The organism is Brevundimonas sp. Root608 (assembly GCF_001427825.1).
Classification (GTDB): Bacteria; Pseudomonadota; Alphaproteobacteria; order Caulobacterales; family Caulobacteraceae; genus Brevundimonas.
Genome location: NZ_LMGT01000004.1, coordinates 338,002 through 364,197 on the forward strand (window position 1 = coordinate 338,002; position 26,196 = coordinate 364,197).

23 protein-coding genes and 1 tRNA gene are annotated in these 26,196 nt (G+C 70.4%); 14 read left to right on the plus strand and 10 right to left on the minus strand.

Annotation, left to right across the window (positions count from 1 at the left end; all coding sequences use genetic code 11):
• The first annotated feature begins 12 nt into the window (after positions 1-12).
• Positions 13-282 (plus strand): hypothetical protein, encoded by a 270-nt coding sequence (locus tag ASD59_RS08065; protein ID WP_055830595.1) that lies wholly within the window; start codon positions 13-15, stop codon positions 280-282.
• A gap of 20 nt (positions 283-302) precedes the next feature.
• Here ASD59_RS08065 and ASD59_RS08070 read toward each other — a convergent pair whose 3' ends face one another.
• Positions 303-1,742, minus strand: a complete 1,440-nt coding sequence (locus ASD59_RS08070; protein ID WP_055830597.1) for a response regulator — start codon at positions 1,740-1,742, stop codon at positions 303-305.
• Positions 1,743-1,823: 81 nt separating this feature from the next.
• Between ASD59_RS08070 and queA the strand changes: the two genes are divergently transcribed.
• Complete coding sequence (gene queA / locus ASD59_RS08075) at positions 1,824-2,915, plus strand: tRNA preQ1(34) S-adenosylmethionine ribosyltransferase-isomerase QueA (protein ID WP_055830599.1); 1,092 nt, start codon at positions 1,824-1,826, stop codon at positions 2,913-2,915.
• A 146-nt stretch (positions 2,916-3,061) separates the two neighbouring features.
• Positions 3,062-4,177, plus strand: coding sequence for a tRNA guanosine(34) transglycosylase Tgt (tgt, locus tag ASD59_RS08080; protein ID WP_055830601.1), 1,116 nt, complete (start codon positions 3,062-3,064; stop codon positions 4,175-4,177).
• Here tgt and ASD59_RS08085 read toward each other — a convergent pair.
• Together ASD59_RS08085 and ASD59_RS08090 are read right to left on the minus strand one after the other, a co-directional pair.
• Positions 4,174-4,728 (minus strand): hypothetical protein, encoded by a 555-nt coding sequence (locus tag ASD59_RS08085; protein WP_055830602.1) that lies wholly within the window; start codon positions 4,726-4,728, stop codon positions 4,174-4,176. The two genes, tgt and ASD59_RS08085, sit on opposite strands and share 4 nt — an antisense overlap.
• A gap of 284 nt (positions 4,729-5,012) precedes the next feature.
• Positions 5,013-5,089 (minus strand) — tRNA-Lys (locus tag ASD59_RS08090).
• Positions 5,090-5,198: 109 nt separating this feature from the next.
• Here ASD59_RS08090 and ASD59_RS08095 point away from each other — a divergent pair.
• From ASD59_RS08095 to ASD59_RS08110, 4 genes are all read left to right on the plus strand, one after another.
• Complete coding sequence (locus tag ASD59_RS08095) at positions 5,199-6,281, plus strand: CaiB/BaiF CoA transferase family protein (protein WP_055830604.1); 1,083 nt, start codon at positions 5,199-5,201, stop codon at positions 6,279-6,281.
• Positions 6,282-6,413: 132 nt separating this feature from the next.
• Positions 6,414-6,674, plus strand: a complete 261-nt coding sequence (locus ASD59_RS08100) for a hypothetical protein (RefSeq protein ID WP_055830606.1) — start codon at positions 6,414-6,416, stop codon at positions 6,672-6,674.
• Between the two features lie 147 nt (positions 6,675-6,821).
• Positions 6,822-8,513, plus strand: coding sequence for an autotransporter assembly complex protein TamA (locus tag ASD59_RS08105; RefSeq protein WP_235561759.1), 1,692 nt, complete (start codon positions 6,822-6,824; stop codon positions 8,511-8,513).
• Positions 8,510-12,733, plus strand: a complete 4,224-nt coding sequence (locus tag ASD59_RS08110; RefSeq protein WP_055830610.1) for a translocation/assembly module TamB domain-containing protein — start codon at positions 8,510-8,512, stop codon at positions 12,731-12,733. The genes ASD59_RS08105 and ASD59_RS08110 overlap by 4 nt, the downstream gene beginning before the upstream one ends.
• 3 nt (positions 12,734-12,736) lie before the next feature.
• On the opposite strand, the gene ASD59_RS08115 is transcribed toward ASD59_RS08110, so the two are convergent.
• Positions 12,737-13,270, minus strand: a complete 534-nt coding sequence (locus tag ASD59_RS08115) for a hypothetical protein (RefSeq protein WP_055830612.1) — start codon at positions 13,268-13,270, stop codon at positions 12,737-12,739.
• Positions 13,271-13,379: 109 nt separating this feature from the next.
• On the opposite strand from ASD59_RS08115, the gene ASD59_RS08120 reads away from it, so the two are divergent.
• The 6 genes from ASD59_RS08120 (at position 13,380) to ASD59_RS08145 (ending at position 20,446) form a co-directional block, all read left to right on the plus strand.
• Positions 13,380-14,630, plus strand: a complete 1,251-nt coding sequence (locus ASD59_RS08120; protein ID WP_055830734.1) for a hydrolase — start codon at positions 13,380-13,382, stop codon at positions 14,628-14,630.
• Between the two features lie 5 nt (positions 14,631-14,635).
• Positions 14,636-15,643 carry an arginine N-succinyltransferase gene (locus ASD59_RS08125; protein WP_055830614.1) on the plus strand — a complete coding sequence of 336 codons (1,008 nt, stop codon included), beginning with the start codon at positions 14,636-14,638 and terminating at the stop codon, positions 15,641-15,643.
• A gap of 11 nt (positions 15,644-15,654) precedes the next feature.
• Positions 15,655-17,073 (plus strand): succinylglutamate-semialdehyde dehydrogenase, encoded by a 1,419-nt coding sequence (astD, locus tag ASD59_RS08130; protein WP_055830735.1) that lies wholly within the window; start codon positions 15,655-15,657, stop codon positions 17,071-17,073.
• 151 nt (positions 17,074-17,224) lie between these two features.
• A complete protein-coding gene (gene astB / locus ASD59_RS08135; protein ID WP_055830617.1) occupies positions 17,225-18,562 on the plus strand; it encodes an N-succinylarginine dihydrolase in 1,338 nt (445 codons plus the stop codon).
• Positions 18,563-18,565: 3 nt separating this feature from the next.
• Positions 18,566-19,096 carry a GNAT family N-acetyltransferase gene (locus ASD59_RS08140; RefSeq protein WP_055830619.1) on the plus strand — a complete coding sequence of 177 codons (531 nt, stop codon included), beginning with the start codon at positions 18,566-18,568 and terminating at the stop codon, positions 19,094-19,096.
• Between the two features lie 30 nt (positions 19,097-19,126).
• Positions 19,127-20,446: an MFS transporter gene (locus ASD59_RS08145; protein ID WP_055830621.1), complete on the plus strand. Its 1,320-nt coding sequence runs from the start codon at positions 19,127-19,129 to the stop codon at positions 20,444-20,446.
• On the opposite strand, the gene phhA is transcribed toward ASD59_RS08145, so the two are convergent.
• Both phhA and hspQ read right to left on the minus strand, forming a co-directional pair.
• Entirely contained in the window at positions 20,413-21,288 is an 876-nt protein-coding gene (gene phhA / locus ASD59_RS08150) for a phenylalanine 4-monooxygenase (RefSeq protein ID WP_055830623.1), read from the minus strand. The two genes, ASD59_RS08145 and phhA, sit on opposite strands and share 34 nt — an antisense overlap.
• An 81-nt stretch (positions 21,289-21,369) precedes the next feature.
• The gene (hspQ, locus tag ASD59_RS08155; RefSeq protein ID WP_055830625.1) at positions 21,370-21,684 is read right to left on the minus strand and encodes a heat shock protein HspQ; all 315 of its coding nucleotides are present in this window, start codon (positions 21,682-21,684) and stop codon (positions 21,370-21,372) included.
• 145 nt (positions 21,685-21,829) lie between these two features.
• Here hspQ and ASD59_RS08160 point away from each other — a divergent pair, with 145 nt between their 5' ends.
• The gene (locus ASD59_RS08160; protein WP_055830628.1) at positions 21,830-22,972 is read left to right on the plus strand and encodes a Ppx/GppA phosphatase family protein; all 1,143 of its coding nucleotides are present in this window, start codon (positions 21,830-21,832) and stop codon (positions 22,970-22,972) included.
• Here the strand turns inward: ASD59_RS08160 and ASD59_RS08165 are convergent.
• Genes ASD59_RS08165 through ASD59_RS08180 form a run of 4 tightly spaced genes read right to left on the minus strand, consistent with a single transcriptional unit; the run spans position 22,965 to position 26,067 of the window.
• Positions 22,965-23,858, minus strand: a complete 894-nt coding sequence (locus tag ASD59_RS08165; RefSeq protein ID WP_055830630.1) for a peptidylprolyl isomerase — start codon at positions 23,856-23,858, stop codon at positions 22,965-22,967. The genes ASD59_RS08160 and ASD59_RS08165 overlap by 8 nt on opposite strands.
• 21 nt (positions 23,859-23,879) lie before the next feature.
• Positions 23,880-24,734, minus strand: coding sequence for a peptidylprolyl isomerase (locus ASD59_RS08170; RefSeq protein WP_055830632.1), 855 nt, complete (start codon positions 24,732-24,734; stop codon positions 23,880-23,882).
• Between the two features lies 1 nt (position 24,735).
• Complete coding sequence (gene coaD, locus ASD59_RS08175; RefSeq protein ID WP_055830634.1) at positions 24,736-25,218, minus strand: pantetheine-phosphate adenylyltransferase; 483 nt, start codon at positions 25,216-25,218, stop codon at positions 24,736-24,738.
• Positions 25,219-25,266: 48 nt separating this feature from the next.
• Positions 25,267-26,067: an aminotransferase class IV gene (locus tag ASD59_RS08180; RefSeq protein ID WP_055830636.1), complete on the minus strand. Its 801-nt coding sequence runs from the start codon at positions 26,065-26,067 to the stop codon at positions 25,267-25,269.
• Between the last annotated feature and the right edge of the window lie 129 nt (positions 26,068-26,196).

The window sequence follows — 26,196 nt, forward strand, 5'->3', positions numbered from 1 at the left end:
CCGGAGAGCCCCATGACCGACCAACTGACGTTCAGCCTCGACGAAGCCATCAAGGCCCAGCGCGCCCTGCGTGAGGCGCTCGACCTCGGCGAGGAGCGCTTCGAGGTCTCCGAATTCGTCGAGATGATCAGCGACGAGATCGAGCAGATGCGCGACGCCGGCAAGACCAATGACGACATCGCGGCCATCGTCACGGAGGCCACCGGCCACCGCATGGACCCGTCCGACCTGGATCGCCATTACATCGCACCCGAAGACCGTCACGGCGGCCAGGATCGGTAGGAGCCGACCGGTCGTGGGACTCAGCCCGCGGCGGAGGGCTCCCCGACCAGGGCTTCGCGCCAGCCGCAGCCGCCCCAATAGGCGACCTTTCCCAGCAGTTCCGCCATGTCGACGGGCTTGGCGACCAGATCGTCCATGCCTGCCTCGACATAGGTCTCGACCTGGCCGGCGAGGGTGTTGGCGGTCACGGCGATGATCGGCACCGCGCCCGCCTCGCCGCCGAGGGCGCGGATGTGACGGGCTGCCTCCACCCCGTCCATGACCGGCATCTGGATGTCCATCAACACGACATCCCAGTCACCGGCCGCGGCGGCCGTCAGCCCGAGGGACCCGTTCTCCGCCGTCTCGCAAACCATACCCTGCCCGGACAGCATGGCGGTCAGCAGCATGAGATTGGTCTGGTTGTCGTCGACGCAGAGCACCCGAAGCGGCTTGCCGCCGCCGGGCCCGGCCATCGCTTCGGGATCCGGGGCCGCCGGAAGCTGCACCTCCGTCCCGACAGGCGCGGCGGCCGGATCGCCGTGCTGCTCCGACAGGTCGATCATCTGGTTGACGACCGTCAGCAGCTTCTGGCCCGCCTGATGGATCCGCCGGGCCTGTTCGCCCTGCGCCGGGGCCAGACCGGCGCCGGACAGCAGTTCGGAGAAGCCGATCACCGCGTTCAGCGGCGTCCGCAGCTCATGCGACATGTCGGTGAGGAATTTCTGGCGAGCCTCGGCCATGGCCGTCTTCTGCTCCGCCGTGGCCTGCGCGCCTTCGGCCTCGACGCGGGCGGTGACGTCCTGCTCGTTGAGAAGCACCCCCAGGGCGCCCGTCACCGGATCGGACACCGGGCGGGCATCCACCTCGTGCCAGCGGCGCCCCGCCGTGGTCTCGACCTCGCACAGGCGGCTCGCCACCTTGCCGGTCCGGACCTGGTCCAGGAACCAGCGGCCCCGGTCGGGATCCACGAAGCGCGGCGCCAGCCCGGCGTCGCCGGGGCCGTAGGCGGCGTAGGCCGCCGGGTTGGAGAACAGGATGGCGCCCGCGTCGTCCAGCAGGGTGATCAACGCCGACGTATGCCGCAGGGCCTCGACCGCCCGGGCTTCCTCGGCCTCGACGTCGAGCGGAGCGGCCTCGAACAGCAGGACGGCGCGACCGTCCTCCATCCGGAAGGTCGAGATCGTCGCCTGCACGGTCACGGGCCGACCATTGGGGTAGAAGGTCCAGCGTTCGCTGAGCTCGCTGCCGTCCGCGGTGGCCTCCCTGAGACGGTCGGTGCGGGCCCGGACCGCGGGCGACAGGTTGGAGAAGTCGCGCGCCAGCAGCTCGTCCAGGGTTTCCGCGCCCCACAGCCTCAAGGCCGGGGCGTTGGCGTAGACCCCGCGCGCGCTGACCGGATCGTACATCCAGACCGGACGGCGCAGCCGGTCCCAGCCGCGCACCGCCGATGACAAATCCGAATTGGCCTCAGGGCTCATGCCCGGGTGATAGCGGGATCACCTGAAGCAACGTTTAACCGCCTTGACCCCGCCCCTGCCCCATGGCCTTTGCCCCGCCTGATGAAGACCGCCGATTTCGACTTCGACCTGCCGGACGACCGGATTGCGCTCCGCCCCGCCGAGCCGCGCGATTCCGCCCGCCTGCTGGTGGTGCGGAACGGCGCGCTCGAAGACCGGATCGTCCGCGACCTGCCGGACTTCCTGCGGCCCGGCGACGCCCTGGTGTTCAACGATACGCGGGTGATCCCGGCGCGGTTGTCGGGCGTGCGGGAGCGCATCGGACCCGAGGGCGAGACCCTGACCGTCGCGGTCGAGGCCACCCTGCATCATCGCGACGCCCCCGACGTCTGGTCCGCCTTCATGAAACCCGGCAAGCGCATCAAGGCGGGGGATCGCATCCGCTTCGGCGCCCAGGCCGACGGCGGCTGTCTGCTCGGCCGCCTCGACGCCACCGTGACCGGCAAGGGCGAGGACGGCCTGGTCACCCTGCGCTTCGACCTCGACGGCCCGTTCCTCGACGAGGCCATCCGCGACGTCGGGGTCATGCCCCTGCCCCCCTATATCGCGGCCAAGCGGGCCGAGGACGATCGCGACCGGTCGGACTACCAGACCATGTTCGCCCATTGGGACGGTTCGGTCGCCGCCCCGACGGCGGGACTGCATTTCACGCCGGCGCTGATGGCGGCGGTCGAGGCGAAGGGGGTCTCGACCCATGCCGTCACCCTGCACGTCGGGGCCGGCACCTTCCTGCCGGTCAAGGCCGACGACACGGCGGACCACAGGATGCATTCCGAGTGGGGCGAGGTTTCCGTCGCCACCGCCGCCGCCCTCAACGCCGTACGCGCCGCCGGCGGGCGCATCGTCTGCGTCGGCACCACCTCCCTGCGTTTGCTGGAGAGCGCCACGACGCCCGAGGGCGAGGTCCGGCCCTTCCATGGCGACACGGCCATCTTCATCACCCCCGGCTACCGCTTCCGCGCCGCCGACGTCCTCCTGACCAATTTCCACCTGCCGAAATCGACCCTGTTCATGCTGGTCTCGGCCTTCGCCGGGCTGGAGACCATGAAGGCGGCCTATGCCCATGCGGTGCAGGACGGTTACCGCTTCTATTCCTACGGAGACGGGTCCCTGCTGTTCCGGAACGACGCGTAACTCTATATTCCGCTCATCCCGGCGAAAGCCGGGACCCCGTTCTTCGGGCGATCGGTCCAACCGGTTTCGCCTCCCCGTCAATCCCGACCATCGTGCTCAACGACAGCACTGGGTCCCGGCTTTCGCCGGGATGAGCGGAGCAAGCTTTGCCCTTTCCGTTTCATATCCAGAACACCGAAGGCCGCGCCCGCACCGGCGTGCTGAGGACGCCGCGCGGCGACATCCGCACGCCCGCCTTCATGCCCGTCGGCACCGCCGCCACGGTCAAGGCCATGACCGTCGACCAGGTCGCGCAGACCGGCGCCGACATCATCCTGGGCAACACCTATCACCTGATGCTCCGTCCCGGCCCCGAGCGGATGGAGCGGCTGGGCGGGCTGCACAAATTCATGGGCTGGAACAGGCCGATCCTCACGGACAGCGGCGGCTTCCAGGTCATGTCCCTGGCCGGCATCTCGAAGGTGAAGGAGGACGCCGTCACCTTCGCCAGCCACATCGACGGCTCGAAACACGTGTTGAGCCCCGAACGTTCGATCGAAATCCAGGCCGACCGCATCGGCGCGGACATCTCCATGCAGCTGGACCAGTGCGTCGCCTGGCCCGCCGAGGAGCCTGCCGCCCGCGCCGCCATGGAGCTGTCCGCCCGCTGGGGCGCGCGCTCGAAGGCCGCCTTCGGGACCCGCGAAACCCAGGCCCTGTTCGGCATCCAGCAGGGCTCGACGTTCGAAAACCTGCGTCGCGAATCCTCCGAGCGGCTGCGGGAGACCGGCTTCGACGGCTACGCCATCGGCGGCCTCGCCGTCGGCGAGGGCCATCAGGCGATGTGCGAGGTTCTGGACTACGCGCCCGACATGCTGCCCGCCGACCGGCCCCGCTATCTCATGGGCGTCGGCAAGCCGGTCGATCTGGTCGAGGCCGTGTGGCGCGGCGTCGACATGTTCGATTGCGTCCTGCCCACCCGCGCCGGCCGCCACGGTCAGGCTTGGACGTGGGACGGGCCGATCAACCTCAAGAACGCCCGCTTCGCCGAGGACCAGGACCCGCTGGACCCGGCCCTCGCCTGCCCCGGTTCATCTCAATATTCAAAAGCTTACCTGCATCACCTGATCCGCGCTGACGAGATTCTCGGCAAGGTGCTGCTGAGCTGGCACAACATCGCCTTCTTCCAGGCCCTGATGGCGGCGATGCGGGCGGCGATCGCCGAGGGCCGGTTCGAGGCCTTCCGGCGCGACTTCCACGCCCGGCACACATCGAACGGCTAGCGCTGGCTGCGGCCCCTCGGCCGGAACCAGGCAGGTGCGGCGGGGGGCGGGCAATTGCGCTGCATCCCCGTGCCCTTCAGGAAGGCGCGGCGCATTCGCCCCGCCTGGATCGCTGACTGCACGTGTCGGCTGTGCTGCTCCGCGCCCGACAGCCGGCGGATCCAGCTGCGGCCCGGGATGAAGTCCGTCGTGGCGTCCCGTATGCCGTCCAGCGCCGCCGCCGCCGCCGCATCCGCCGCGCGCTCGCTCAGGAAGGAGCCGTCCGCGGGCGGAGGCTCGTCGGTGTCGGGCCCCAGGGCCTCGTTCAGGCGCGCGATCTCGGCGCCGATGGTCGCGCACTGGTTCAGATTGCGCAGGTCGTAGGGATTGGCCTCGGCCTGCAGAAGGACGGTCGGAATGGCCTGCCGCCTCAGATTCAGATCATCGAGCGGCGCGGTCGCCGCGGCGCCCAGTCCCGCTCCGAACTGGCGCGCGCCGCCCATGGCGGAATTGCCGGCCTGGCACCCGGCGAGGGCGGTCGCAGCGACAAGAATGAGCGAGGTCCGGCGCATGGCCTCTTCAACCACGCCCCACGCGGCGGGGAAAGCCGCCTCATCGCCGATCAGGCTGGCCAGAACAGCGCTTCACCCCGGCGAAAATCCGGCTAGGGTCCGTCCCATGATCGAGTTGCTCAAAACCTGGTTCGCGCAGCAGCGATGCAAGCACGATTTCAAGTACAGCCGCACCAGACCGGGCTCCCTGGTCTGCAAGAAATGCCGTGCCCGCCGGCCAAAGCCCCGCTGACCGCCGCGACGGACCGGCGCGAGCGCTGCGGCCCGGGGTAGCAAAAAAGGGGTGGTACGTCCTCTCGGGCTCGAACCGAGGACCCTCTGATTAAAAGTCAGATGCTCTAACCAACTGAGCTAAGGACGCACACCTGCAGGATCGCGCTCGCGACCCGGCGACGCGCCTTCTCTTGCAATCCGGCGTCCGGGTCAAGCGCCGGGTCGACGGATTGAGGACGTCGGGCTAGGCATCGGTCATGAAACCCTTGTCCGGCCTGCGCATCCTCGAGTTTGACGGCCTGGGTCCCGTGACCTTCGCCGGCATGGTTCTGGCCGACCTGGGCGCCGATGTTCTGCGCCTGACCCGCGGCGCAAGCGCCGGCGCGCCGGTCTTCGCCGACGTGGGCGGCGGAATTCTGCATCGCGGACGGTCGTCCCTGGCCGTCAATCTGAAGGATGCCGGCGACCGGACACGCGTCCTGGACCTGATCGCCGCGGCGGACGGCCTGATCGAGGGTTTCCGGCCGGGCGTCATGGAACGGCTGGGGCTCGGCCCCGAGGACTGCGCCGCGCGCAATCCGCGGCTGGTCTACGGCCGCGTCACCGGCTGGGGGCAGACGGGCCCCAAGGCCGGCGAGGTGGGGCACGACATCAACTATATCGCCCTCAGCGGGACGCTCCACGCGATGGGCGAGCCTGACCGGCCGCCCCGGCCGCCGCTGAACCTGATCGGCGACTACGGCGGCGGCGCCATGATGCTGGTCACGGGGGTCCTCGCGGGCCTGATCGAAGCGCGGCGTACAGGCGCGGGTCGGGTTGTGGACGCGGCCATGACGGACGGCTCGGCCCTGCTGATGAGCCTGTTCCATGCGCTCGGGGCCCGCGGCCTCTGGAGCGACGCGCGCGGGGCGAATCTGCTGGATGGCGGCGCGCCCTTCTATCGCTGTTTCGCCTGCCGCGACGGCCGCTTCGTCGCCGTGGGAGCTCTGGAACCGCAGTTCTACAGCGCCCTGCTGACCGGCCTCGGTCTCGGCGAAGCCGAGGCGCCTCAGTACGACACGGCGAAATGGCCGGCGCTGCACGCGCGACTGGAAGCGGTTTTCGCGACACGGGACCGCGACGACTGGGCCGCCCGGTTCGAAGGAACCGACGCCTGCGTCACGCCCGTGCTGTCGCTCGCGGAGGCCCCAGGCCATCCGCATAACGCGGCCCGGAACACCTTCGTCGGGTCGGGCGGGATCCAGCCCGCCCCGGCCCCGCGATTCGGCGGCTCGGAGCCTCGTCCGGAGCCCGAGGGCGCCGCAATGACGTTCGACGGGGCTCTGGCGCGCTGGCGCTGAGACGCCGTCCATGCGCCGGATCGCAAATTCGTCCCGATCACGCTCTGGCGTGGTGACCATCCGCCCGTTCAGGGTTATGGAACGGGCGAACCGGTCGCGCGTTGGAAGGCCGATCCGGGGGAGACGCCATCCATGAAACGACTGATTGCCTGTCTGGTCCTGTCCAGCGCCCTCGCCGCCGCGGCCTGCGACGATCCGCGCGAGTCGAACGAACCGGAAACCGCGGACGTCGCCATGGAAGCCCCGGTGGCGCCCGCCGCCGAGGACGCGGGCGTCCCCGTCGCAGAGCCCAGCGCCGTAGACACCCCTCCCGCGGACTCGACCACGGTTCCGCCCGAGAAGCGGTCTTCGGAAGAGTCGGTCAAACCCGAGAGCGAAACCCTCTTCTACTGATCTGTCCGTTGATCGGCGGCGGTCGACCGCCCTGACGAAAGTTCCAGTTTGACGCCAAGGCACGCCCTGTTTCTCGTCAGCACGGCGGGTCTCGCTCTTCTCGCGTCCACCGCCCATGCAGACCCGCGCGCACAGATTCGCGGCGAGATGGACGCGGAGCTTCGCGAACAGCTGGTCCGCGCCGTCGGCGAGGTCGATGCGCCGCCTTCCAACCGGTTCGAGGCCCGCCGCCGCGCCCGCGGCGCCATGGAGGCCGCCGAAGCCCTGCTGAGGTCCGAAGGCTACTACCAACCCGTGCTGGAAGATGCGGTCGAGGGCGAGGAAAGCCCGGTCGCCATCGTCAACGTTACGCCCGGGCGGCGGTTCGTGCTGACAGACCCCCGGGTGCAATGGACCGCCCCCGCGCCGGACGCCCTGTCCGAAGCCGCCGCGCTCGACGAGATCAGCGTCAAACCGGACCAGGCCGGACGCGCGAGCGACGTTCTCGCCGCCGAGGGCCGTGTCGTCGCAACCCTGACCCGCCGGGGATATGCCGACGCGGCGGCCGAGCCCCGCCGTGTCGTCGTCGACCATGCGACCTTCACCGTCCAGCCCAACTACCGGATATCGTCCGGCGCCCTTGTGCGTCTGGACGGCGTGCGGCTGGAGACGCGCGGGCCGACCAATCCCGCCTGGGTGACCGGCCTGGCGCCCTGGACCGAAGGCGACGTCTACGATCCGGATGATGTCGCGGAACTGGAGCGCCGGCTGCTCGAGACGGGCGTCTACGACGGCGTGGGCGTGGCCCTCGCGCCGCGCGAGCAGGGTCTGACCAATGGCTACCGGCCGGTCGTCGTCACCCTGACCGACCGGCCACGCCGGATTCTCGAGGCGGGCGCGACCTTCTCGACGGCCGAGGGGTCGGGCCTCGATCTGATCTGGACCTGGCACAACCGTTTCGGACGCGCCGACACCGTGGTCTGGCAGGCCCGCGCGGCCGATGTCGACAGCCGGCTGGGCGTCAACCTCAGCCTGCCGCACTGGCGGCGTCCGGGCGAGACGCTGAGGCTCTCCGCCGCCGTCCTGAACGAGGACACGGACGCCTATCGCCGCACGGCCCTCGCCGTGGCCGCCGACCTTCAGCAGCGCCTCGGCAAGACGTCCTGGATCAGCTACGGCGTCGGCCTGGACGCGGGCAAATACGATGAGAACCGGTTCGATCCGGTCACGCAATTGCCGATCAATTTCGACCGTGACCTGGTCATACTGACCGGACGGGCGAGCGCCTATCTGGACCGGTCGAACGACCCGCTCGATCCGACGACGGGCTGGCGGCTGTCGGCCTGGGCGCAGCCGACCGCGGTGTCGGGCGAGGATACGATCATCTTTCTGCGGAGCGAGGCCCAGGTCACCGCCTATCTGCCGCTTCAGGATGGCGCGAAGACCGTCCTGGCCGGCCGCGCCCGCCTCGGCTCCATTGTCGGCGGCGCGGAACTGACGATACCGTCTGACCGGCTGTTCTATTCGGGCGGCGGCGGTTCGGTGCGCGGCTTCGAATACCAGGGCGTCGGGCCGCGTCTGCCCGACAACACGCCCCGCGGGGGGTTGAGTCTCGTCGAGGCCTCGGTCGAGATCCGCCGCGACGTCTGGCGCAGCTTCCAGGTCGTGGGCTTCGTCGACGCCGGCGCGATCGGGTTCCAGGAGACGCCCGATTTCGGCAACCTGCGGTACGGCGCCGGCTTCGGGGTCCGGTACAAGCTGCCCTTCGGGCCGATCCGGGCCGACATCGCCTTCCCGCTGGATCGCCGGGACGGCGACGCTGATTTCCAGGTCTACGTCAGCATCGGACAGGCGTTTTGACCGGCGCCCCGCCGCCCGTGGAACCGCCCGACACGCCCGCCGAAGCGGCGAAGAAGAAGCGCACCCGGCTGCAGGCCATCGCCTTCTTCGGCGGCATGGCCGCGGCGATTCTCGCCGCCATCCTGCTCGTCGGTCTGGTGGGCGGGCGGATGTATCTCCTGTCCGGCCCGGGACGGGAACTGGTGACCAGTTTCGTCGCCGGCAAGAAACTGGGTCGCTATGGCCGGATCAATGTCGAGGGCGTGCGCGGCGACCTGTTCGACGATTTCACCATCGACCGCGTCACCGTCACCGACGCGAAGGGCGTCTGGCTGGAGGCGCGCAAGGTCCATATCGACTGGGACTGGTGGCCGCTCATGGCCCGCGAGTTCCACGCCACCAACGTCGAGGCCGAGGTCATCCGCCTGATCCGCCGGCCCGAGGTCGAGCCCACGACCACGCCCCCGGGGCCTCAACCCCTTTCGGTGGACATCGACCGCTTCTCCGCCGACGTCGAACTGCTGGAGGGCTTCAGCCGCGAATACGGCCGCTGGCGGCTGTCGGGCGAAGCCGACGCGCCGCGCAAGGGTCCGAAGAAGGCGATCGTGAACGCCGCCAGCAACAGCCGGCCCGGCGACTATCTGCGCGTCAACGCCACGCTCGGGGCGACCATCGCCGATCTGCGCCTTAACCTGCGCGCCGAAGAGGCCCGGGGCGGCCCTCTCGCCGGAGCCTTGGGCTATTCGCCCGACCGCCCGTTCTTCGCGACGGCGATCGTCAACGGCTCGGTCGTCGACGCCCTGGTGCGGACGGGCGACTTCGTGCCGCTGGTGATCAAGGGACGGTACGGGAAGGATCGGACCCGGATCGCCGGCTTCGCCGACTTCTCCGGATCGGACCTGCTGGCGCCGTTCGCGCAGCGGATCGGCCGCACGGCCCGGTTCGGTTTCGCCACCTCGAGCGACAGCGACGACGACGGCCTGCATGGCGTCGGCTGGCGGCTGATCGCGGACAACCTCAACGCCAGCGCCAGCGGGGACGTAAGGCTCAGCGATCGTAGCAGCCCCGACGGGATCGCTGTCGAGGTCTCGACACCGTCCCTGTCGCGGCTCGTCGGCCACAGCGCCGCGGGCCCCTCGGCGTACAAGGGCGTGTTCAGGGGCTCCCCCTCGGACTGGACCCTGACCGGGTCGGCGGACCTGCTCGGGGTCGAGGTTTCAAGCTATCGGGCGCAACGGGTCCGCGGCCCCCTGAATGCGCGCATGCGTGCGGGACGGCTGGATCTGGACGGCGATCTCCGCGCCGCCGGGGGATCGAGCGCCGGGATCGTCGGCGGTCTTCTGGGCGGCCAGCCGCGCATCACGTTTGAAGCCGCCCGGCTGGCGGACGGCGCCATCCTGCTGGAACGGGTGCAGGCGACCGGTCAGGCCCTGACCCTCTCCGGCTCGGGCGGACGCAGCCTGACGGGCGGCCTCGGGTTCCGGGGCCGGGCCGAGATCACCGATGTCTCCCGCCTTCGCAAGGGCGCGCGCGGCGCGTTCGGAGGTCCGATCACGGCCTCGATGACGCGCGCGGGCCAGCCATGGCGAATCACCTTCGATGCCCGCGGCCGCCGGCTGGCGACCGGAATGGCGGAGCTGGACCGCCTCCTCGGGCCCGTCCCGCGGCTCCAGGCGACCGGCGCCCTCAACGGCGGACGGATCGAGGTCGAGCGGGCGCTGCTGACCGGCGCCCAGGGCACCGCCGGCGCGCGCGGCCTCATCGAGGGCGACGGGCGGCTAAGGCTGGCCCTGAACTGGAATGCGCAGGGACCCTTCGGGGTCGGCCCTGTCGCCATTGACGGAGCCATGACGGGCGACGGCGCCCTGACCGGAACCCTGGCCCGACCGCGCGCGGATCTGACGGCCCGGTTCGGCAGGCTGAGCGCGGGGGCGCTGGTTTTGACCGACGCAGACATGGTGCTGAGTTTCCGGCGCGGCGCGGACGCCTCGGACGGACGCATCGCCCTGACCGCCGGATCCAACTACGGGCCGGCGCGGGCCAGCGGAAACTTCTTCCTCGGGGGCGACCGCATCCGGCTGACGGACGTGGATCTGGACGCGGGCGGCGTCACGGCCCAGGGCGCGATCGCCCTGTCCAACAGCTTCCCGTCCAGCGCCGACCTGACGTTCACCGCCCGGCCCGGCGCCTTCCTGGCCTCCGGAACCGCCGACGGCCGGGTTCGCCTGACCGACGGCGCCGGCGCCGAGACGGCGATCCTGGATGTGACCGGCCGCAATGTTCGCCTGACGGGATCGACCTGGACGATCCGGACGCTCGACCTGAACGGCCGCGGGACCCTGTCACGCCTGCCCTTCACACTGAAGACGGACATCGGCGGCGCGACCCCCGTGTCGTTTGATGGAACCGGGGTCTATTCCCGGAACGGGGGCGCACAGTCGGTGGTGCTGGAAGGATCCGGCCGGGTCCGCGAGATCGCCTTCACCACGCGCAATCCCGCTGTCGTCGCCCTGTCTGGCGACGGACGCGTCGTGCGGGTCGATCTCGGCATCGGCGGGGGCGTGCTGCTCGGCGAACTCCGTCAGGACTCCCGGGCGTCCATCATCGAAGCCAATCTGACCAGCGTCGATCTGGGAACCGTGGTCCGCGACATGCGGGGATCCGTGACGGGCCAGCTGTCGTTGCGGGGAGCCGGGGACGACCTGTCGGGCTCGGCCAACCTCGCGCTGCGGGAGATTCGCAGCATCGACGCGCCGCGCGGTCTGGCGGTCGACGGCACGCTGAATGCGATTCTGGTCAACGACAGCCTGCGCGTTCAGGCCCAGGCCAACGACGGCGACGCGGTCCGGGCCACGGCGGACGTCACCCTGCCTGTGGAGGCCTCGGCCGTGCCCCTGCGTCTGGCCATCGTGCGGACGCGGGAAATGTCCGGCGACATCTCCATCCAGGGTCAGATCCAGCCGATCTGGGACCTGCTCGCCGGCGGCGAACGGTCCCTGACCGGGCAGGTGGACGCCCGCGCGAGCCTGGCGGGTTCGCTGGCCGCCCCGCGGATCAACGGACGGCTCGACCTGCAACAGGGGACGTTCCGCGACAGCGCCACCGGCGTGCGGCTGGAAAACGTCACCCTCGCCAGCCGGTTCGACGACACCACGGGCCTGGTCGAAGCCTTCAGCGCCGTGGACGGGGCCGGCGGCTCGGTGACGGGCAACGGCCGCATCGGGCTGCGCCAGGGTTCCGGATCCAGCTTCCAGCTGCTGCTGAACCGGTTCCGCATCATCGACAACGACATCGCCGAAGCCCGGGCGTCCGGCCCCCTGACGGTGACGCGCGGCCAGGACGGCAACATCACCCTGACCGGCGAGATGGACATCGACGAGGCGCGCATCGAGGCCAATCCGCCGGGTTCGAACGGCATCGTCCGCATGGAGGTGATCGAGATCAACAAGCCCGGCGGCGATGTCCCCGAGGAAGAACAGAACCGCCAGCGCGGCCTGCAGTTCGGACTCAACATCGGTCTGCGCTCCCCGGGCGGGGACGTGCGCGTCGTCGGCCGCGGCCTGAACGTGGAGATGAACGTCAACGCCCGCGTCACCGGCACCATCAGCCGGCCGATCCTCAGCGGCACGGCGCGGGTCGTGCGCGGCGACTACGACTTCGCCGGCAAGCGTTTCGTGTTCGACGAGCGCGGAACCGTCAGTCTGTCGACCAACCCCGAACTCATCCGGCTGGACCTGACGGCCACCCGCGACGACCCGGCGCTGACCGCCACGATCCGCGTCACGGGCACCGCCGCCCGGCCCGAGATCGCCCTGACCTCGACCCCCGCCCTGCCGCAGGACGAAATCCTGTCACAGGTGCTGTTCGGACGCTCCGCCTCGCAGCTGTCGGCGTTCGAGGCGGCGCAGCTGGCGGCCGGCGTCGCGGCCCTGGCCGGCGGCGGCGGCTTCGACGTGATCGGCAACCTGCGGGAGCTCGCGGGCCTGGATCGCCTCTCGTTCGGCGGCGAGGCGTCCGGCCTGACCGTCGCCGGCGGCCGCTACATCAATGACAATGTCTATGTGGAGATCATCGGCGGCGGCGAGAACGGCGCGGCCGTGAACGTCGAATGGCAGGTGCGTCGCAACCTGACCATCAGCTCGAAATTCGGGGGACAGGGCGAGGCCAGCCTGTCGATCCGCTGGCGCCGCCAGTCCCGGCAGCCGGGCGCCGGTCGCGAGGACCCGCGCCCGAACCGCTAGGGACTAGTAGGTCTGGGCGGCGGCGAAGCGCAGCTTGTCCAGCTTTTGCGCCCCGCGAATGCCGGCGACGTGCAGGACCATCTGGACGACCAGGATCACCAGTCCGCCCCAGGTCTGCCATGCCGGAGGGGCGACGGCGGCGGAGGTCTCGGGCTGACCCACGCCGAAAGCGGCCATCAAGCCCGTGATCAGGCCGAAGGCCACCAGAATGGCGAAGATGATCGGGATCACGATGTTGGGCTTGAACCACTGCACCAGCCCGATAATCAGCTGGATGACGACCAGGCCGATCGACAGCCCCAGGAGTCCTTGCGCCATCATGGCGGCCATGCCCGCGGTTTCAGGATTCTGGGCGGTGGCCTGGGCGACCGCGGCGTCCATCAGCGCCTGCCCCGCCGTCATCAGATAGACAATCCCGATCACGCCCCAGAGGACGCCGAGAAAAATGGCGATGGCGCTGGCCCTTGCCGCAGCGATCGCTTCGCCCTCGGTCGTGATCGGCGTCGTCGGATTGGATGCCCGGATCCAGTCAGTCATATGGTGTTCCTCCCTCGATGGTGGGGCAGCCTAGCGCGTGCGTCCGGCGGTGGAAACGGGCTAGCGCTCGCCTTCACCTTTGCCGTCCGCCCGGCTAGGGTCCGCCGGCATGCGAATTCACCCCTCCGACCAGCTCGTGCTCGACCATGTCGCGGCGCGCGAAGCCGCCATCGTCGGTCGCGCGATCGACTGGTCCGGCGTCAATTCGGGCAGTCGTAACGCCGAAGGTCTGGCCCGGATGCTGGAGAGGCTGGAGACCGAGGCCCGGCGTCTGCCCGCCGAGGTCCGGCGAATAGCCACGCAGGACTCCGCCTCCGTCGGCGACGACGGCGCGGTGCGGACCGAGGCCCACGCCGACGCCCTGAAGATCACCGCCCGGCCCGATGCGCCGATCCAGGTCGTGCTGACCGGCCACTATGACACCGTCTTCCCCGCCGACAGCGGCTTCCAGACCGTCTCCACCCGGCCGGACGGCGCGCTGAACGGTCCCGGCCTCGCCGACATGAAGGGCGGGATCAGCGTCATGCTGGCCGCCCTGGAAGCCTTCGAGACCCATCCCGACCGCGAACGCGTCGGCTGGACTGTGCTGCTGTCGCCCGACGAGGAGATCGGCTCCCCCGCCTCGGCGCCCCTGCTGGCGGCGCTGGGCGCGCGCGGCCACATCGGCATGACCTATGAGCCCGCCCTCGCCGACGGAACCCTGGCCGGGGCGCGCAAGGGCAGCGGCAACTACCATCTGATCGTCAGCGGCAGGGCCGCCCACGCCGGCCGCGCCTTCCACGAGGGCGCCAACGCCGTCGCCGGGGCGGCCATCCTCGCCGCCCGCCTGCACGCCCTGAACGGCCTTCGCGACGGCGTCACCGTCAATGTCGCGAAGATCTCAGGCGGCGGAGCCCTGAACGTGGTGGCCGACAACGCCGTCGTCCGCTTCAACGTCCGCGTCCCTGACAGGGCGGCCTCGGACTGGATCGAGGCCGCGGTGCGCGAGATCGCCGCCCACGCCCCCTTCCCCGGCCTGACCCTCGACCTGCACGGCGGCATGACCCGCGCGCCCAAGCCGATGGACGCGTCCCAGACGGCCCTGTTCGAGGCGGTGCGCGACACCGGCGCCCTGCTGGGCCAGACCGTGGCGTGGAAGCCCTCCGGCGGCGTCTGCGAGGGCAACAACCTGCACGCCGCCGGCCTGCCCAATGTCGACACCCTCGGCGTCCTCGGCGGCGACATCCATTCGGACCAGGAGTTCGCCTGGCCCGCCAGCTTCGTCGAACGCGCCCGGCTCAGCGCCCTGATCCTGTGCAAGATCGCCTCGGGCGAGATCGATGCGCTGAAACTCAAGTCCCTGCGTCTGGAGACGATGTAACCCCCATGCTCGTCGTCCGACCCGCCGCGCCCGCCGACCTCGACCACCTGCTGGAACTCGCCATCCTCAGCGGCCCCGGCTTCACCAGCCTGCCCGAGGATCCCGACCAGCTGGCCGAACGCCTGGACCTCAGCCGCGACAGCTTCTCGGGCGATCTCGCGCCGCAGGAACGCTGGTACACCCTGATGCTCGAGGAGTCGGAGACCGGCGACGTCGACGGCATCGGCTCGGTCAAGGCCGCCGTCGGCCTCCACCGGCCGTTCTTCTCGTTCCGGGTGGTGACCAACACCCAGTCGTCGCCTTCGCTGGGCGTCCGCCTGGAGCAGAAGACCCTCGTCCTGGTCAACGAATGCACCGGCTGGACCGAGGTCGGCTCCCTCTTCCTCAAGGCCGACCGGCGCAAGGGCGGCGCCGGCCGTCTGCTCAGCCAGTCGCGCTACATGCTGATCGGCGCCCAGCCCGAACTGTTCAACGAAAACGTCCTGGCCGAGCTGCGCGGCGTCTTCACCCCCGACGGCGCCTGCCCCTTCTGGGACCATGTGGCGCACAAATTCTTCCCGATGGATTTCGACGAGGCCGACCGCATGACGGGCTCGACCGACAAGCAGTTCATCGTCGACCTCGCTCCGCGCCACCCGATCTACATCGACCTGCTGCCCGAGCCGGCGCGCGCCGTGATCGGCAAGGTCCATCCGCAGGGCGTGCCCGCCATGGCCCTGCTGGAGAGCGAGGGCTTCCGGCCCAACGGCCTGATCGACATCTTCGACGCCGGCCCCACGGTCGCCTGCGGCCGGGACAACATCCGCACCGTCCGAGACGCCCGCCGCCTGACCGTGGTCGTTGCCGCCGAGGTCGACGCCGAATTGCCGGCGCTGATCTCGACCGACAGCGTCTCCGACTTCCGCGCCGTCCGCCAGCGCGCCCATATCGAGGGCGACGTCGCCACCCTGACCGCCGAAACCGCCGACGCCCTCAGGGTCGGCGCCGGCGACACGGTGCGGGTCAAGGCCTGAGCCCCATGACCATGCCCCCGTTCAAATCCATCGACCCCGCCACCGGCGAAACCGTCTGGGAAGGCCCCGCCGCCTCGCCCGCCGAGGTCCAGGCCGCCGCCGACCGCGCCCGCGCCGCCTTCCCCGACTGGGCCGACCGCCCGCGTCAGGACCGCATCGACGCCGTCAAACGCTATCAGGCCGTGCTCCGGGACCGCGCCCCGCGAATGGCCGAGGCCATCAGCCGCGAAACCGGCAAGGCCCTGTGGGAGACCACGGCCGAGCTCGGCGCCATGGCGGGCAAGGTCGACATCTCGATCCGCGCCTATGACGAACGCACCGGGGAGCGCACGGCGGAGACCGGCTTCGGCCACGCGACGCTGCGCCACCGCCCCCACGGCGTGGCGGCGGTGCTGGGGCCCTTCAACTTCCCCGGCCACCTGCCCAACGGCCATATCGTCCCGGCCCTGCTGGCCGGCGACACCGTGGTGTTCAAGCCGTCTGAGGAGACGCCCCTGATCGGCCAGCTGATGGCCGAGGCCTTTGTCGAGGCGGATCTGCCGACGGGCGTGATCAATGTCGTCCAGGGCGGGCGCGACACGGGCGCCGCCCTGCTGGACAGCGGCATCGACGCCCTGATGTTCACCGGCTCGGGCGCGGCCGGCGCCCATTTCCGGCGCAAATTCGCCGACGATCCGCATGTGATCCTCGCCCTCGAGTTGGGCGGCAACAATCCGCTGGTGGTCTGGGACGCCGCCGACGCCGAGGCCGTGGCCGGCATCGTCGTCCAGTCGGCCTTCGTCACCACCGGCCAGCGCTGCTCCTGCGCCCGTCGCCTGATCGTTCCAGAGGGCCCGCAGGGCGACGCCATCGTCGAGGCCGTCGCCGCCTTCGTCGACCGGCTGATCCTCGCGCCGTGGAATTCGACCCCCGAACCCTACGCCGGCCCCCTGATCTCGCAGAAGGCCGCCGAGGCGGCGCTGCAGGCGCTGCAGGACCGTATCGCCATGGGCGCCAGGGTCATCCGCGCCTCCGGTCCCGTCGACAACCTGCCCGGCGCCTTCGTGAAGCCCGCCATCATCGACGTCACCGGCGTGGCCGTCCCGGACGAGGAGATGTTCGCCCCCTTCCTGTCCGTGACCCGCGTCGGCAGCTTCGACGCCGCCATCGCCGAGGCCAACGCCACCCGCTACGGCCTGTCCGCCGGCCTGGTCAGCGACGACCCCGCCAACTGGGACCGGTTCATCCGCCGCATCCGCGCCGGCGTCGTCAATTTCAACCGCCCGACGACCGGCGCGGCCGGCGACATGCCCTTCGGCGGCCTCGGCGCCAGCGGCAATCACCGGCCCAGCGCCTGGTATGCGGCCGACTACTGCGCCTATCCGGTGGCCAGCTTCGAGGCTGGCGCGGTCAGGAACATCGAAAGCGAGATCAAGGGGCTGCGCCCGTGATCATGCACCGCGCCTCTCCCTCCCCTTCATGGGGAGGGTCGTCGGCGCGAAGCGGCGACGGGGTGGGGTGCGTCGGTCCGCGCTCCGGCGCCTTCGAGCCCCACCCGGATCGCTGCGCGATCGTCCCTCCCCATGAAGGGGAGGGAGAGCCGTGACTTCCGCCGTCGAAGCCAATGCCGACGGCCTGATCGGGCCGACCCACTCCTACGCCGGCCTCTCGCCCGGCAACCTCGCGTCCAGCCTCAACGCCGGCGAGGCCTCCAACCCCCGCGCCGCCGTCCTGCAGGGGCTGGACAAGATGAAGCGGCTGGCCGACCTCGGCCTGCCGCAATACGTCCTGCCGCCGCACGAGCGGCCCGAGATCCCCTTCCTGCGCAGCCTCGGCTTCACCGGCTCCGACGCCGCCGTGCTGGAAGCCGCCTGGAAGACCGCGCCCTCCTTCGCCGCCGCCGCCTGTTCGGCCTCGCCGATGTGGGCCGCCAACGCCGCCACGGTGACGCCGTCCGCCGACGCCGCCGACGGCCGGGTGCATTTCACCCCCGCAAACCTGGTCACCAACCTACACCGCTCGCTGGAGCACCGGCAGACGAAGCGGGCGCTGGACGCCCTCTTCCCCGACCCCGACCGTTTCGCCGTCCATGACGCCCTGACCTCGGTCGCCCACCTCGCCGACGAGGGCGCCGCCAACCACGTCCGCCTGTGCGCCGACCACGGCGAGCCCGGCGTCAACCTGCTGGTCTGGGGCCGCGAAGCGTTCGAGCCCTGGTCCGGCGCCTTCCCGGCCCGCCAGACCCGCGAGGCCTCGGAAGCCGTCGCTCGGCGGCACGGCGCTTCCGGCGTCGTCCTCGCCCGCCAGTCGAGGGCCGCCATCGCCGGCGGCACCTTCCACAATGACGTGGTCTGCGTCGGGGCGCTGGAGACCCTGTTCTTCCACGAGCTGGCCTTCGAGGACACGGAGGCCACCAAAGCGGCCGTCCGCGCCGCCGCCGGCGGCCTGTTCGAGCCGATCTTCGTCGAGGTCGGGACCGCCGACCTGCCCCTGACGGACGCCATCTCCAGCTATCTGTTCAACTCCATGCTGGTGCGGATTCCGGGTGAGGATCGCCTGACCCTGATCTGCCCCACCGAGACGCGCGACAACCCGCGCAGCCACGCCGTCGCCGAGCGGCTGGCCGCCTCCAACGGCCCCATCGGCCGGGTCGAATACGTCGACGTGCGCCAGTCGATGCGCAACGGCGGCGGCCCCGCCTGCCTGCGCCTGCGCGTGGTCCTGACCGAGGCCGAACAGGCGGCCGCCAATCCCGCCATGCGGTTGACCGACGCCCTGCACGCCCGGCTGTCGAGCTGGGGCGAGGCCCACTACCGGGACCGCCTGACCCCGGCCGACCTGGCCGATCCGGCCCTGCTGGACGAGAGCCGGAGGGCGCTGGACGAACTGACCGGCCTGCTCGGCCTCGGGGGCGGCTTCTATCCGTTCCAGCGGGGCTGAGCCGTGGTCGCCTTCACCCATCGGATCGCGACCGAGGCCGACATACCGGCGCTGGTGGCCCTGATGGACCGGTCGATCGCCGGCCCCTTGGCCGCCTTCCTGACGCCTGACCAGATCGCCGCCAGCCGCCAGCTGATGGGGATCGACAGCCAGCTGATCGCCGACCGCACCTATGTCATCGTCGAGGCTGACGGCGTTCCGGCCGGCTGCGGCGGCTGGAGCGGGCGGATCACCGAATACGGCGGCGACCACACCCCCGGCCGAGTCCCCGCGCCCCTGACGCCGGGCGTCGACGCGGCCCGCATCCGCGCCATGTACACCGCGCCCGAGTTCGTCCGGCGCGGCGTCGGTCGCCGGATCCTCGGCCTGAGCGAGGCCGCCGCCCGCGCCGCGGGCTACGACCGCGCCGAATTGGTCGCCACCCTCGGCGGCGAGCCTCTCTACCGCGCCGCCGGCTATGCCGAGATCGAGCGCTTCGAGGACGACCGCGGTGGCGCGCCCGTGCCTCTGGTGCGGATGGGCAAACCGCTCTAGCCCTTCTCCCATGACGCCGAGGGGGATTGGATGACCGAAGCAGCGATGACCCCCGCCCGCCGCCTGCGCAACATCATCGGCGGTTCGGCCGGCAACCTGGTCGAATGGTTCGACTGGTACGCTTATGCCGCCTTCACCCTGTATTTCGCCCCCGTCTTCTTCCCCGAGGGCGACAGCACCGCCCAGCTGCTCAGCGCGGCGGCCGTCTTCGCCGTCGGCTTCCTGATGCGGCCGGTCGGGGCCTGGGTCATGGGGGTCTATTCCGACCGCCGCGGCCGCAAGGCGGGGCTGACCCTGTCCGTGACCCTGATGTGCACCGGCAGCCTGATCATCGCCTGCACCCCGGGCTACGCCGCCATCGGCATCGCCGCCCCGGCCCTGCTGCTGTTCGCCCGCCTGCTGCAGGGGCTCAGCGTCGGCGGCGAATACGGCTCGTCGGCCACCTATCTGTCGGAGATGGCCACGGCGAAGCACCGCGGCTTCTGGTCCAGCTTCCAGTACGTCACCCTGATCTCGGGCCAGCTCCTGGCCCTGCTGCTCCTGATCGTGCTGCAGAAAACGATGAGCGAGGCCGATCTGGCGGCTTGGGGCTGGCGCATCCCCTTCTTCGTCGGCGCGGGGCTGGCGGTGGTCGTCTTCTGGCTGCGGCGACGGCTGGACGAGACCTCGGCCTTCATCGCCTCGGACGCCGGCGAAGCGCCGAAATCCAGCGCCCTGCTGCTGATCCTCAAACATCCCAAGGAGGCGCTGATGGTCCTCGGCCTGACCGCCGGCGGGACCGTCGCCTTCTACACCTACACCACCTATCTGCAGAAATTCCTCGTCAACACGACCGGCTTTTCGAAGACGACCGCGACCGAGGTCAGCGCCGCGGCGCTGTTCGTCTTCATGCTGCTGCAGCCCGCCGTCGGCGCCCTGTCGGACCGGATCGGACGACGCCCCGTGATGATCGCCTTCGGCGTCATGGGCGTGCTGTTCACCGTGCCGATCATGACGGCCCTGTCCGGGGTCGAGAGTCCCTTCGTCGCCTTCCTGCTGGCGATGGCGGCTCTGATCATCGTCAGCGGCTACACCTCGATCAACGCCGTGGTGAAGGCCGAGCTGTTCCCGGCCCATATCCGCGCCCTCGGCGTCGCCCTGCCCTATGCGATCGCCAACGCCCTGTTCGGCGGCACGGCGGAATACGCCGCCCTGTGGTTCAAGGGCGAAGGCATGGAGAGCGCCTTCTTCTGGTACGTCACCGGCCTGATCGGCGTGTCGCTACTGACCTATATCCGGATGCGGGACACCGGCCGCAACAGCCTGATCACCCACGATCAGGCGGCGAACCGCCCGCCCCGCGCCGCATAGGCCTGGGTGCCGCGGGTGAAGACCCGGTCGGTCGGCAGGACGGCCTCGATGGCGATGGCGTCGGCGCCCTTCAGCCGGTCGTAGATCGGGCCGAAATCCTTCAGCGTCTCGGCCTTCAGCTGCTCGATGGAATCGATGACGAAATAGACCTGCTGGAAGTCGTCGATCCGGTACAGGGTCCGCATCACCCGCTCGAGGTCGAAGCCCAGCCGGTTGGGCGACGGGTCCTCCAGCGAGAAGACGCTCTCGGTCGCCGACGACACGATCCCGGCGCCGTAGATGCGCAGGCCGCCCGCGTCCTGCATCAGGCCGAACTCGACCGTGTACCAGTACAGCCGCGCCAGATTCTGCAGCATGCCCAGCGACGCGGCCCGCTGCCCGCCCTTGCCATAGGCCTCCATATAGGCGGCGAAGTCGGGGTCGGTCAGCATCGGCACATGGCCGAAGACGTCGTGGAAGATGTCCGGCTCCTGCAGATAGTCCAGCTGGTCCGGCTTGCGGATGAACTGACCCGAGGGGAAGCGGCGGTTGGCCAGGTGGTCGAAGAACACCTCGTCCGGCACCAGTCCCGGCACGCAGACCACGGTCCAGCCGGTCAGGGCCTGGAGCTTGGGGTTCATGACCGCGAAATCGGGGATGCCGCCGGTGTTCAGGTCCAGCGCGGTCAGCCCCTTGAGGAAGACGTCGGCGGCGCGGCCGGGCAGGATCTTCATCTGCCGGGCGTAGAGGGTGTCCCAGGTCCGGTGCTCGACCTCGGTGTAGGACGCCCATTCCTGCGGAATGGTCCAGTCGGCGGCCGCGCCCTCGGGCGGCTTGTCGAACACATGCTCGAAGTCTGACATGGACGGCTCCTGCGACCTGCGGGCTCTGACTGGCCCTTGCCTGGCAATCTAGGCCTCCGGCGACGCGCGCGCCAGCCGGTCTCAGTGGATGGCGTGGGACAGCGGCGCGTGCCGACCCTGGGCGTCGACGGTGAACCAGCGGCGCTCGGCGTCCTCGGTCAGGGCCGACAGTTCGGGATCGTGCTCCAGCGCGGCCTCTGCGGCATAGGCGATGAAGCCGCCGTCCGGCCCGATGGCGAGGACCTGATAATAGGGCTGGTCCGGCGCCGTCTCGCCCGTTTCGGCGGGATCGCCGGCGTAGCTGGGGTCGATGTCGATCACGACGCCGCGGAAGGCGGCGTCCCGATGGCGGACGATCTGGCCGAGGCCGAATTTCGCGACGGATTGACGGGTCATGGCCGCAGAATGCCCGACCCAACCTGAGCCTTATCGACCCCCTCCCGTTCATTTTCGCGTCACATGGTTGGCGCGGACGGTTCGCCGGTCCTAAGGTGCCGGGGACGGGCGCCGTATCGGACCGCCCACCTTGAAAGTTCGGCCCATGCCGGAGACCGACGGCGCGCCCCGGCGCGACGAGCGGTCCCAGCTCCCGAGGCCCGATCGGCAGCGCGCCCGGAGCGGCGCCGTCGGCGGCCCCGGGGCGTCAGGTCGCGAGGCGCCCGTGTATGGCGCGCTCGATCTGGGGACCAACAACTGCCGGCTGCTGATCGCAAAGCCGGCCCGCGACGGCTTCCGTGTCGTCGATTCCTTCAGCCGCATCGTCCGCCTGGGCGAAGGTCTGTCCCGCACGGGGCGGCTCGACGACGGAGCCATGGACCGGGCCTATGAAGCCCTCGCCTTGTGCGGCGAGCGAATCGCCAGGAAGGGCGTCGACTCCGCCCGGCTGATGGCCGTCGCGACCCAGGCCTGCCGCCAGGCCGACAACGGCGAGGCCTTCATCGAGCGCGTCCGCCTGGGCACCGGACTCAAGCTCCGGATCATCGACCCGGTCGAGGAGGCCCGGCTGGCGGTCGAAGGCTGTCTCAACCTGTTCGACCCGTCGGCCGAGGCCGTCCTGGTCGTCGACGTCGGCGGCGGATCGACCGAGCTCAGCTGGCTGAAACGGCGGAGCCGGGGAGATTTCGGGCTTGAGGGGTGGATGTCGGCGCCCGTCGGTGTGGTGACCCTGGCCGAACGTCACCCCGAGCCCGAGGCGGGGCTGGACCACTGGTACGAAGCCATGGTCGCGGACATGGGCGACGCCCTCGCCGCCGCGCCGGTCAGCCCGGCCCTGCGCGACATCTTCACCGGCGGACGCGGCCACATGATCGGCACCTCGGGCGCCATCACCAGCCTCGCCGGAATCCACCTCGGTTTGCGCCGGTACCAGCGCAACCTCGTCGACGGCCTGTGGATGACCAGCGGCGACTGCGAAAGGGCGGCCGAAAAGCTGATGGCCATGGGGCCGGCGGGTCGGGCCGCGGAATCCTGCATCGGACCGGATCGCGCCGACCTCGTCCTGGCCGGCGCCGCCATCATGGAGGCGGTTCAGCGGGCGTGGCCGTCCGAACGCGTCCGGGTCGCGGACCGGGGCCTGCGCGAAGGCCTGCTGCTGCAACAGATGCGCGCCGCCCGGCCTCCGACCCGACGCCGTCGCCGCGGACGCGGACCGAACGGCGCCGTCCGGAGCGAACCGTCTAGTTGACCACCTGAACCGGCAGGACGACGTCGCAGACCGAGAAGTCCGCGCCCCGCGCCGCCCGGGTCTCCTCGACCAGCGCCCGGAAGCGCGGCGAAGCCGTCGCCAGCACCTGCACCGAGGGTCGTTCAGCCTCGGGGATGTCGGCGGCGATCCGCACGCGGGTCATCCGATCCGGCTGGGCCTGGGTCATCATGCCGTTGTCGCCGTCGCCGACCTGGAGCGATCGCACCACGTCCAGACCCGACACCGTCACGCCCCAGATGGTGTACCGCTTGTCCAGCGCCGGATAGGCCTGGCGCATGAGGAAGAACTGACTGTTGGCCGTGTCATTGCCCTCGTCCCGGGCCATGCCGGCGACGCCGGGGCAGTACAGCCCCCAGGCGTGGACCTTGCCGTCGGCGGTCAGGGCGAAGGCGGAATCGGGCTGGGTCTGGACCGGCAGCGAATGGAAGAAGCCGACCCGCGCCCCGGCCGGCTCGGCCACCGCGGCGAACGGCATCGTCGCCTCGCGGCGGAAGGTGAATTCGGCCTTCAGATCGGGATAGGGGCTCTGGCCCTCGCCATTGCCGAGGGGGTCGCCGGTCTGGGCCATGAACCAGTCGATCACCCGGTGCCACAGGACGCCGTCGTAGAAGCCCCGGCGCGCCAGCAGCCTGATCCGCTCGACGTGCAGCGGCGCCACCTCCGGCGTCAGTTCGACGAGGATGCGGCCCTTGGTCGTGTCGATGACCAGCAGGTTCTCGGCCGGCGCGGTCCGCCACTCGGGCGCCGCGATCGTCGTTTCCGGAGTAGGCGGCGGCGGCGGGGCCGGCGTGCCGCCCGCATCCTGGGCGTTCGCCCCGCCGGCCGTCATCACGGCCAGGGCCACAAAACCGAGAAACTGTCGCATCGCCTTCCCCCTCATTTCAGATCAGCCGCCGGTCACTTCAGCGGGCGGCTGCACGTCGCAGACTGTGAAGCGCGCGCCCAGTTCGGCCCGTTTCTGCTCCACCAGGGCCGCGAACGCCGCACTGCGCGGCGTCATCACGCGTACGGCCGGACGTTGCCCCTCCGGCAGCGCCGACGCCGTGCGGACGCGCGTCATGGCGTCCGGATCGGCGACCTGGCCGTTTTCGGCCTCGCTCCCCGCCTTCAGCGCCTTGACTACGTCCAGCCCCGCCAGGACGCGGCCGAAAGGCGTATAGAGGCCGTTCAGGTTCTCGTTCACGCCGGTCATGAGGAAGAACTGGCTGTTGGCGCTGTTCGGGTCCTGATTGCGGGCCATGCCGGCGACGCCGGGGCAGAACAGGGCCTGGGCCGCGGCCCTGAAGTCGGCGGTGACCATCATCTGGGCGTCCGGCTGGGTGAAGATCGGCATCGAACCGGCCACGCCCATCTGCCCGGTCGGGGCGGCGACCAGATTGACGAACCCCTGGTCCCGTCCGCGCCGGAACTGGAATTCCCCCGGAACGTCCGGCAGCTCGCTGCCGCCGGCGCCGGTGCCCAGGGGGTCGCCGGTCTGGGCCATGAAGCCGGGCAGGACGCGATGGAATTTCAGCCCGTCGTAGAAGCCCTGATCGGCCAGGGTCCGGACCCGTTCCACGGACAGCGGCGCGACCACGGGATCCAGCTCGACCAGGATTCGGCCCCTGGCGGTGTCGATGACCAGAAGGTTTTCCGCCGCCACGGGGCGCCATTCGGCGGCGGAGGCCTGGGCCGCCGCGGGCTGGCCGGCGGCGAACAGGGCCATCGAAAACACGCCGATGGTTGCGATCCTGAAGTTCATTCTATCCCTTGACCTTGTCCCGGACCGCCTTGGCGACGGCCGGGCTGACGAAACTGTCGATCGCGCCGTCCAGACGGGCGATCTCCTTGACCAGCCGCGAGGCGATCGCCTGGTGCCGCGGGTCGGCCATCAGGAAGACCGTCTCGATGTCGGCATTGAGGCGCTGGTTCATCGCCGTCATCTGGAATTCGTATTCGAAGTCGGCCACGGCGCGCAGGCCGCGCACGATGATGCTGGCGTCCAGCTCCTCGGCGAAATGCATCAGCAGGCTGGAAAAGGCCCGCACCTCGACCTTGCCGCCCAGATGGGCGACCTCGGCGCGGACCATCTCGACGCGTTCGTCGGTCGTGAACAGCGGACCCTTGTCGTCGTTGCGGGCCACCCCGATGACCAGCCTGTCGACCAGCTTCACCGCCCGGCCGATGATGTCCATATGCCCGTTGGTCACGGGATCGAACGTGCCCGGATACAGGCCGATGCGCATGCAGTCCTCCCCGCTTTCCAGAGGTTTAGCAGCCGCCGCCGTCACAGCCTAGATCGGTTGCACCGGGTTCGACGCCCACGCCGCCTTAAGCCGGTCGATCATCGCGCCCGGAGTCGCGAAGGCCCGATCGCCGATCGACGCGACGGCGCAGGCCGGGGTGGCGCTGTTGCAGATGAAGGCGCCGTCGAAGCCGGCGAGATCATCCACCTGGACCGGAGTGATCCTGCCCGTCAGGCCGGACTGGCCGAGACCTCTCTGCACCAGCGCCTGTGCGACGCCCGCCAGCATCGGCGCCTGAGGCCAGATCACTTCGTCGTCGCGGATAAAACCTATATTCCAGAGGCTTCCCTCTGAAAGCTGGCCTTCAGTATTCACGAACAACGCGTCATCAAAGCCCGCGACCCGGGCGATCCGGCGCGCGCGGATCAGGCCGAACGTGGCCACATGCTTCAGATGCGGGGCCTCGCGGGCATAGGTTTGCACCTGCAGGCGCACGCTGTCCGCCAGCGGCGGAGGCGGCGGCGACGCTGCGATCATGACCTTTGGCCGGCCGCTCCAGTCCGGCGTCCGCGGCCCGATCTCCGGCGAGAACAGACTGACCCGCAGCCAGCAGGCCTCGCGCCCCGCCACGGCCGTCCGCATCAGGTCGCGCAGGCGCGCCTCGCCGACCGGTTCGCCGAACAGCTCGACCGCCTCGGCCTCGAGCCGCGCCAGATGCAGGTCAAGCCCCCGCGCGCCGCCCTCCTCCACCCGGAACGAGGTGTAGGCGCCATAGTTGACCAGCGCCACATGGGTCAGGTCGTCCGGGGTGGCGGGTTGACCGTCCACCGACAGCTCAGCGAGGGACATCAGATACTCCGCTCATCCCGGCGAAAGCCGGGACCCAGTGCCTTGGGCGATCCGGCGCCGCCGGGTTTCGCTGAGATCGATCCCATGCAGCCTGCCTCGCGAAAGGACCGGGTCCCGGCTTTCGCCGGG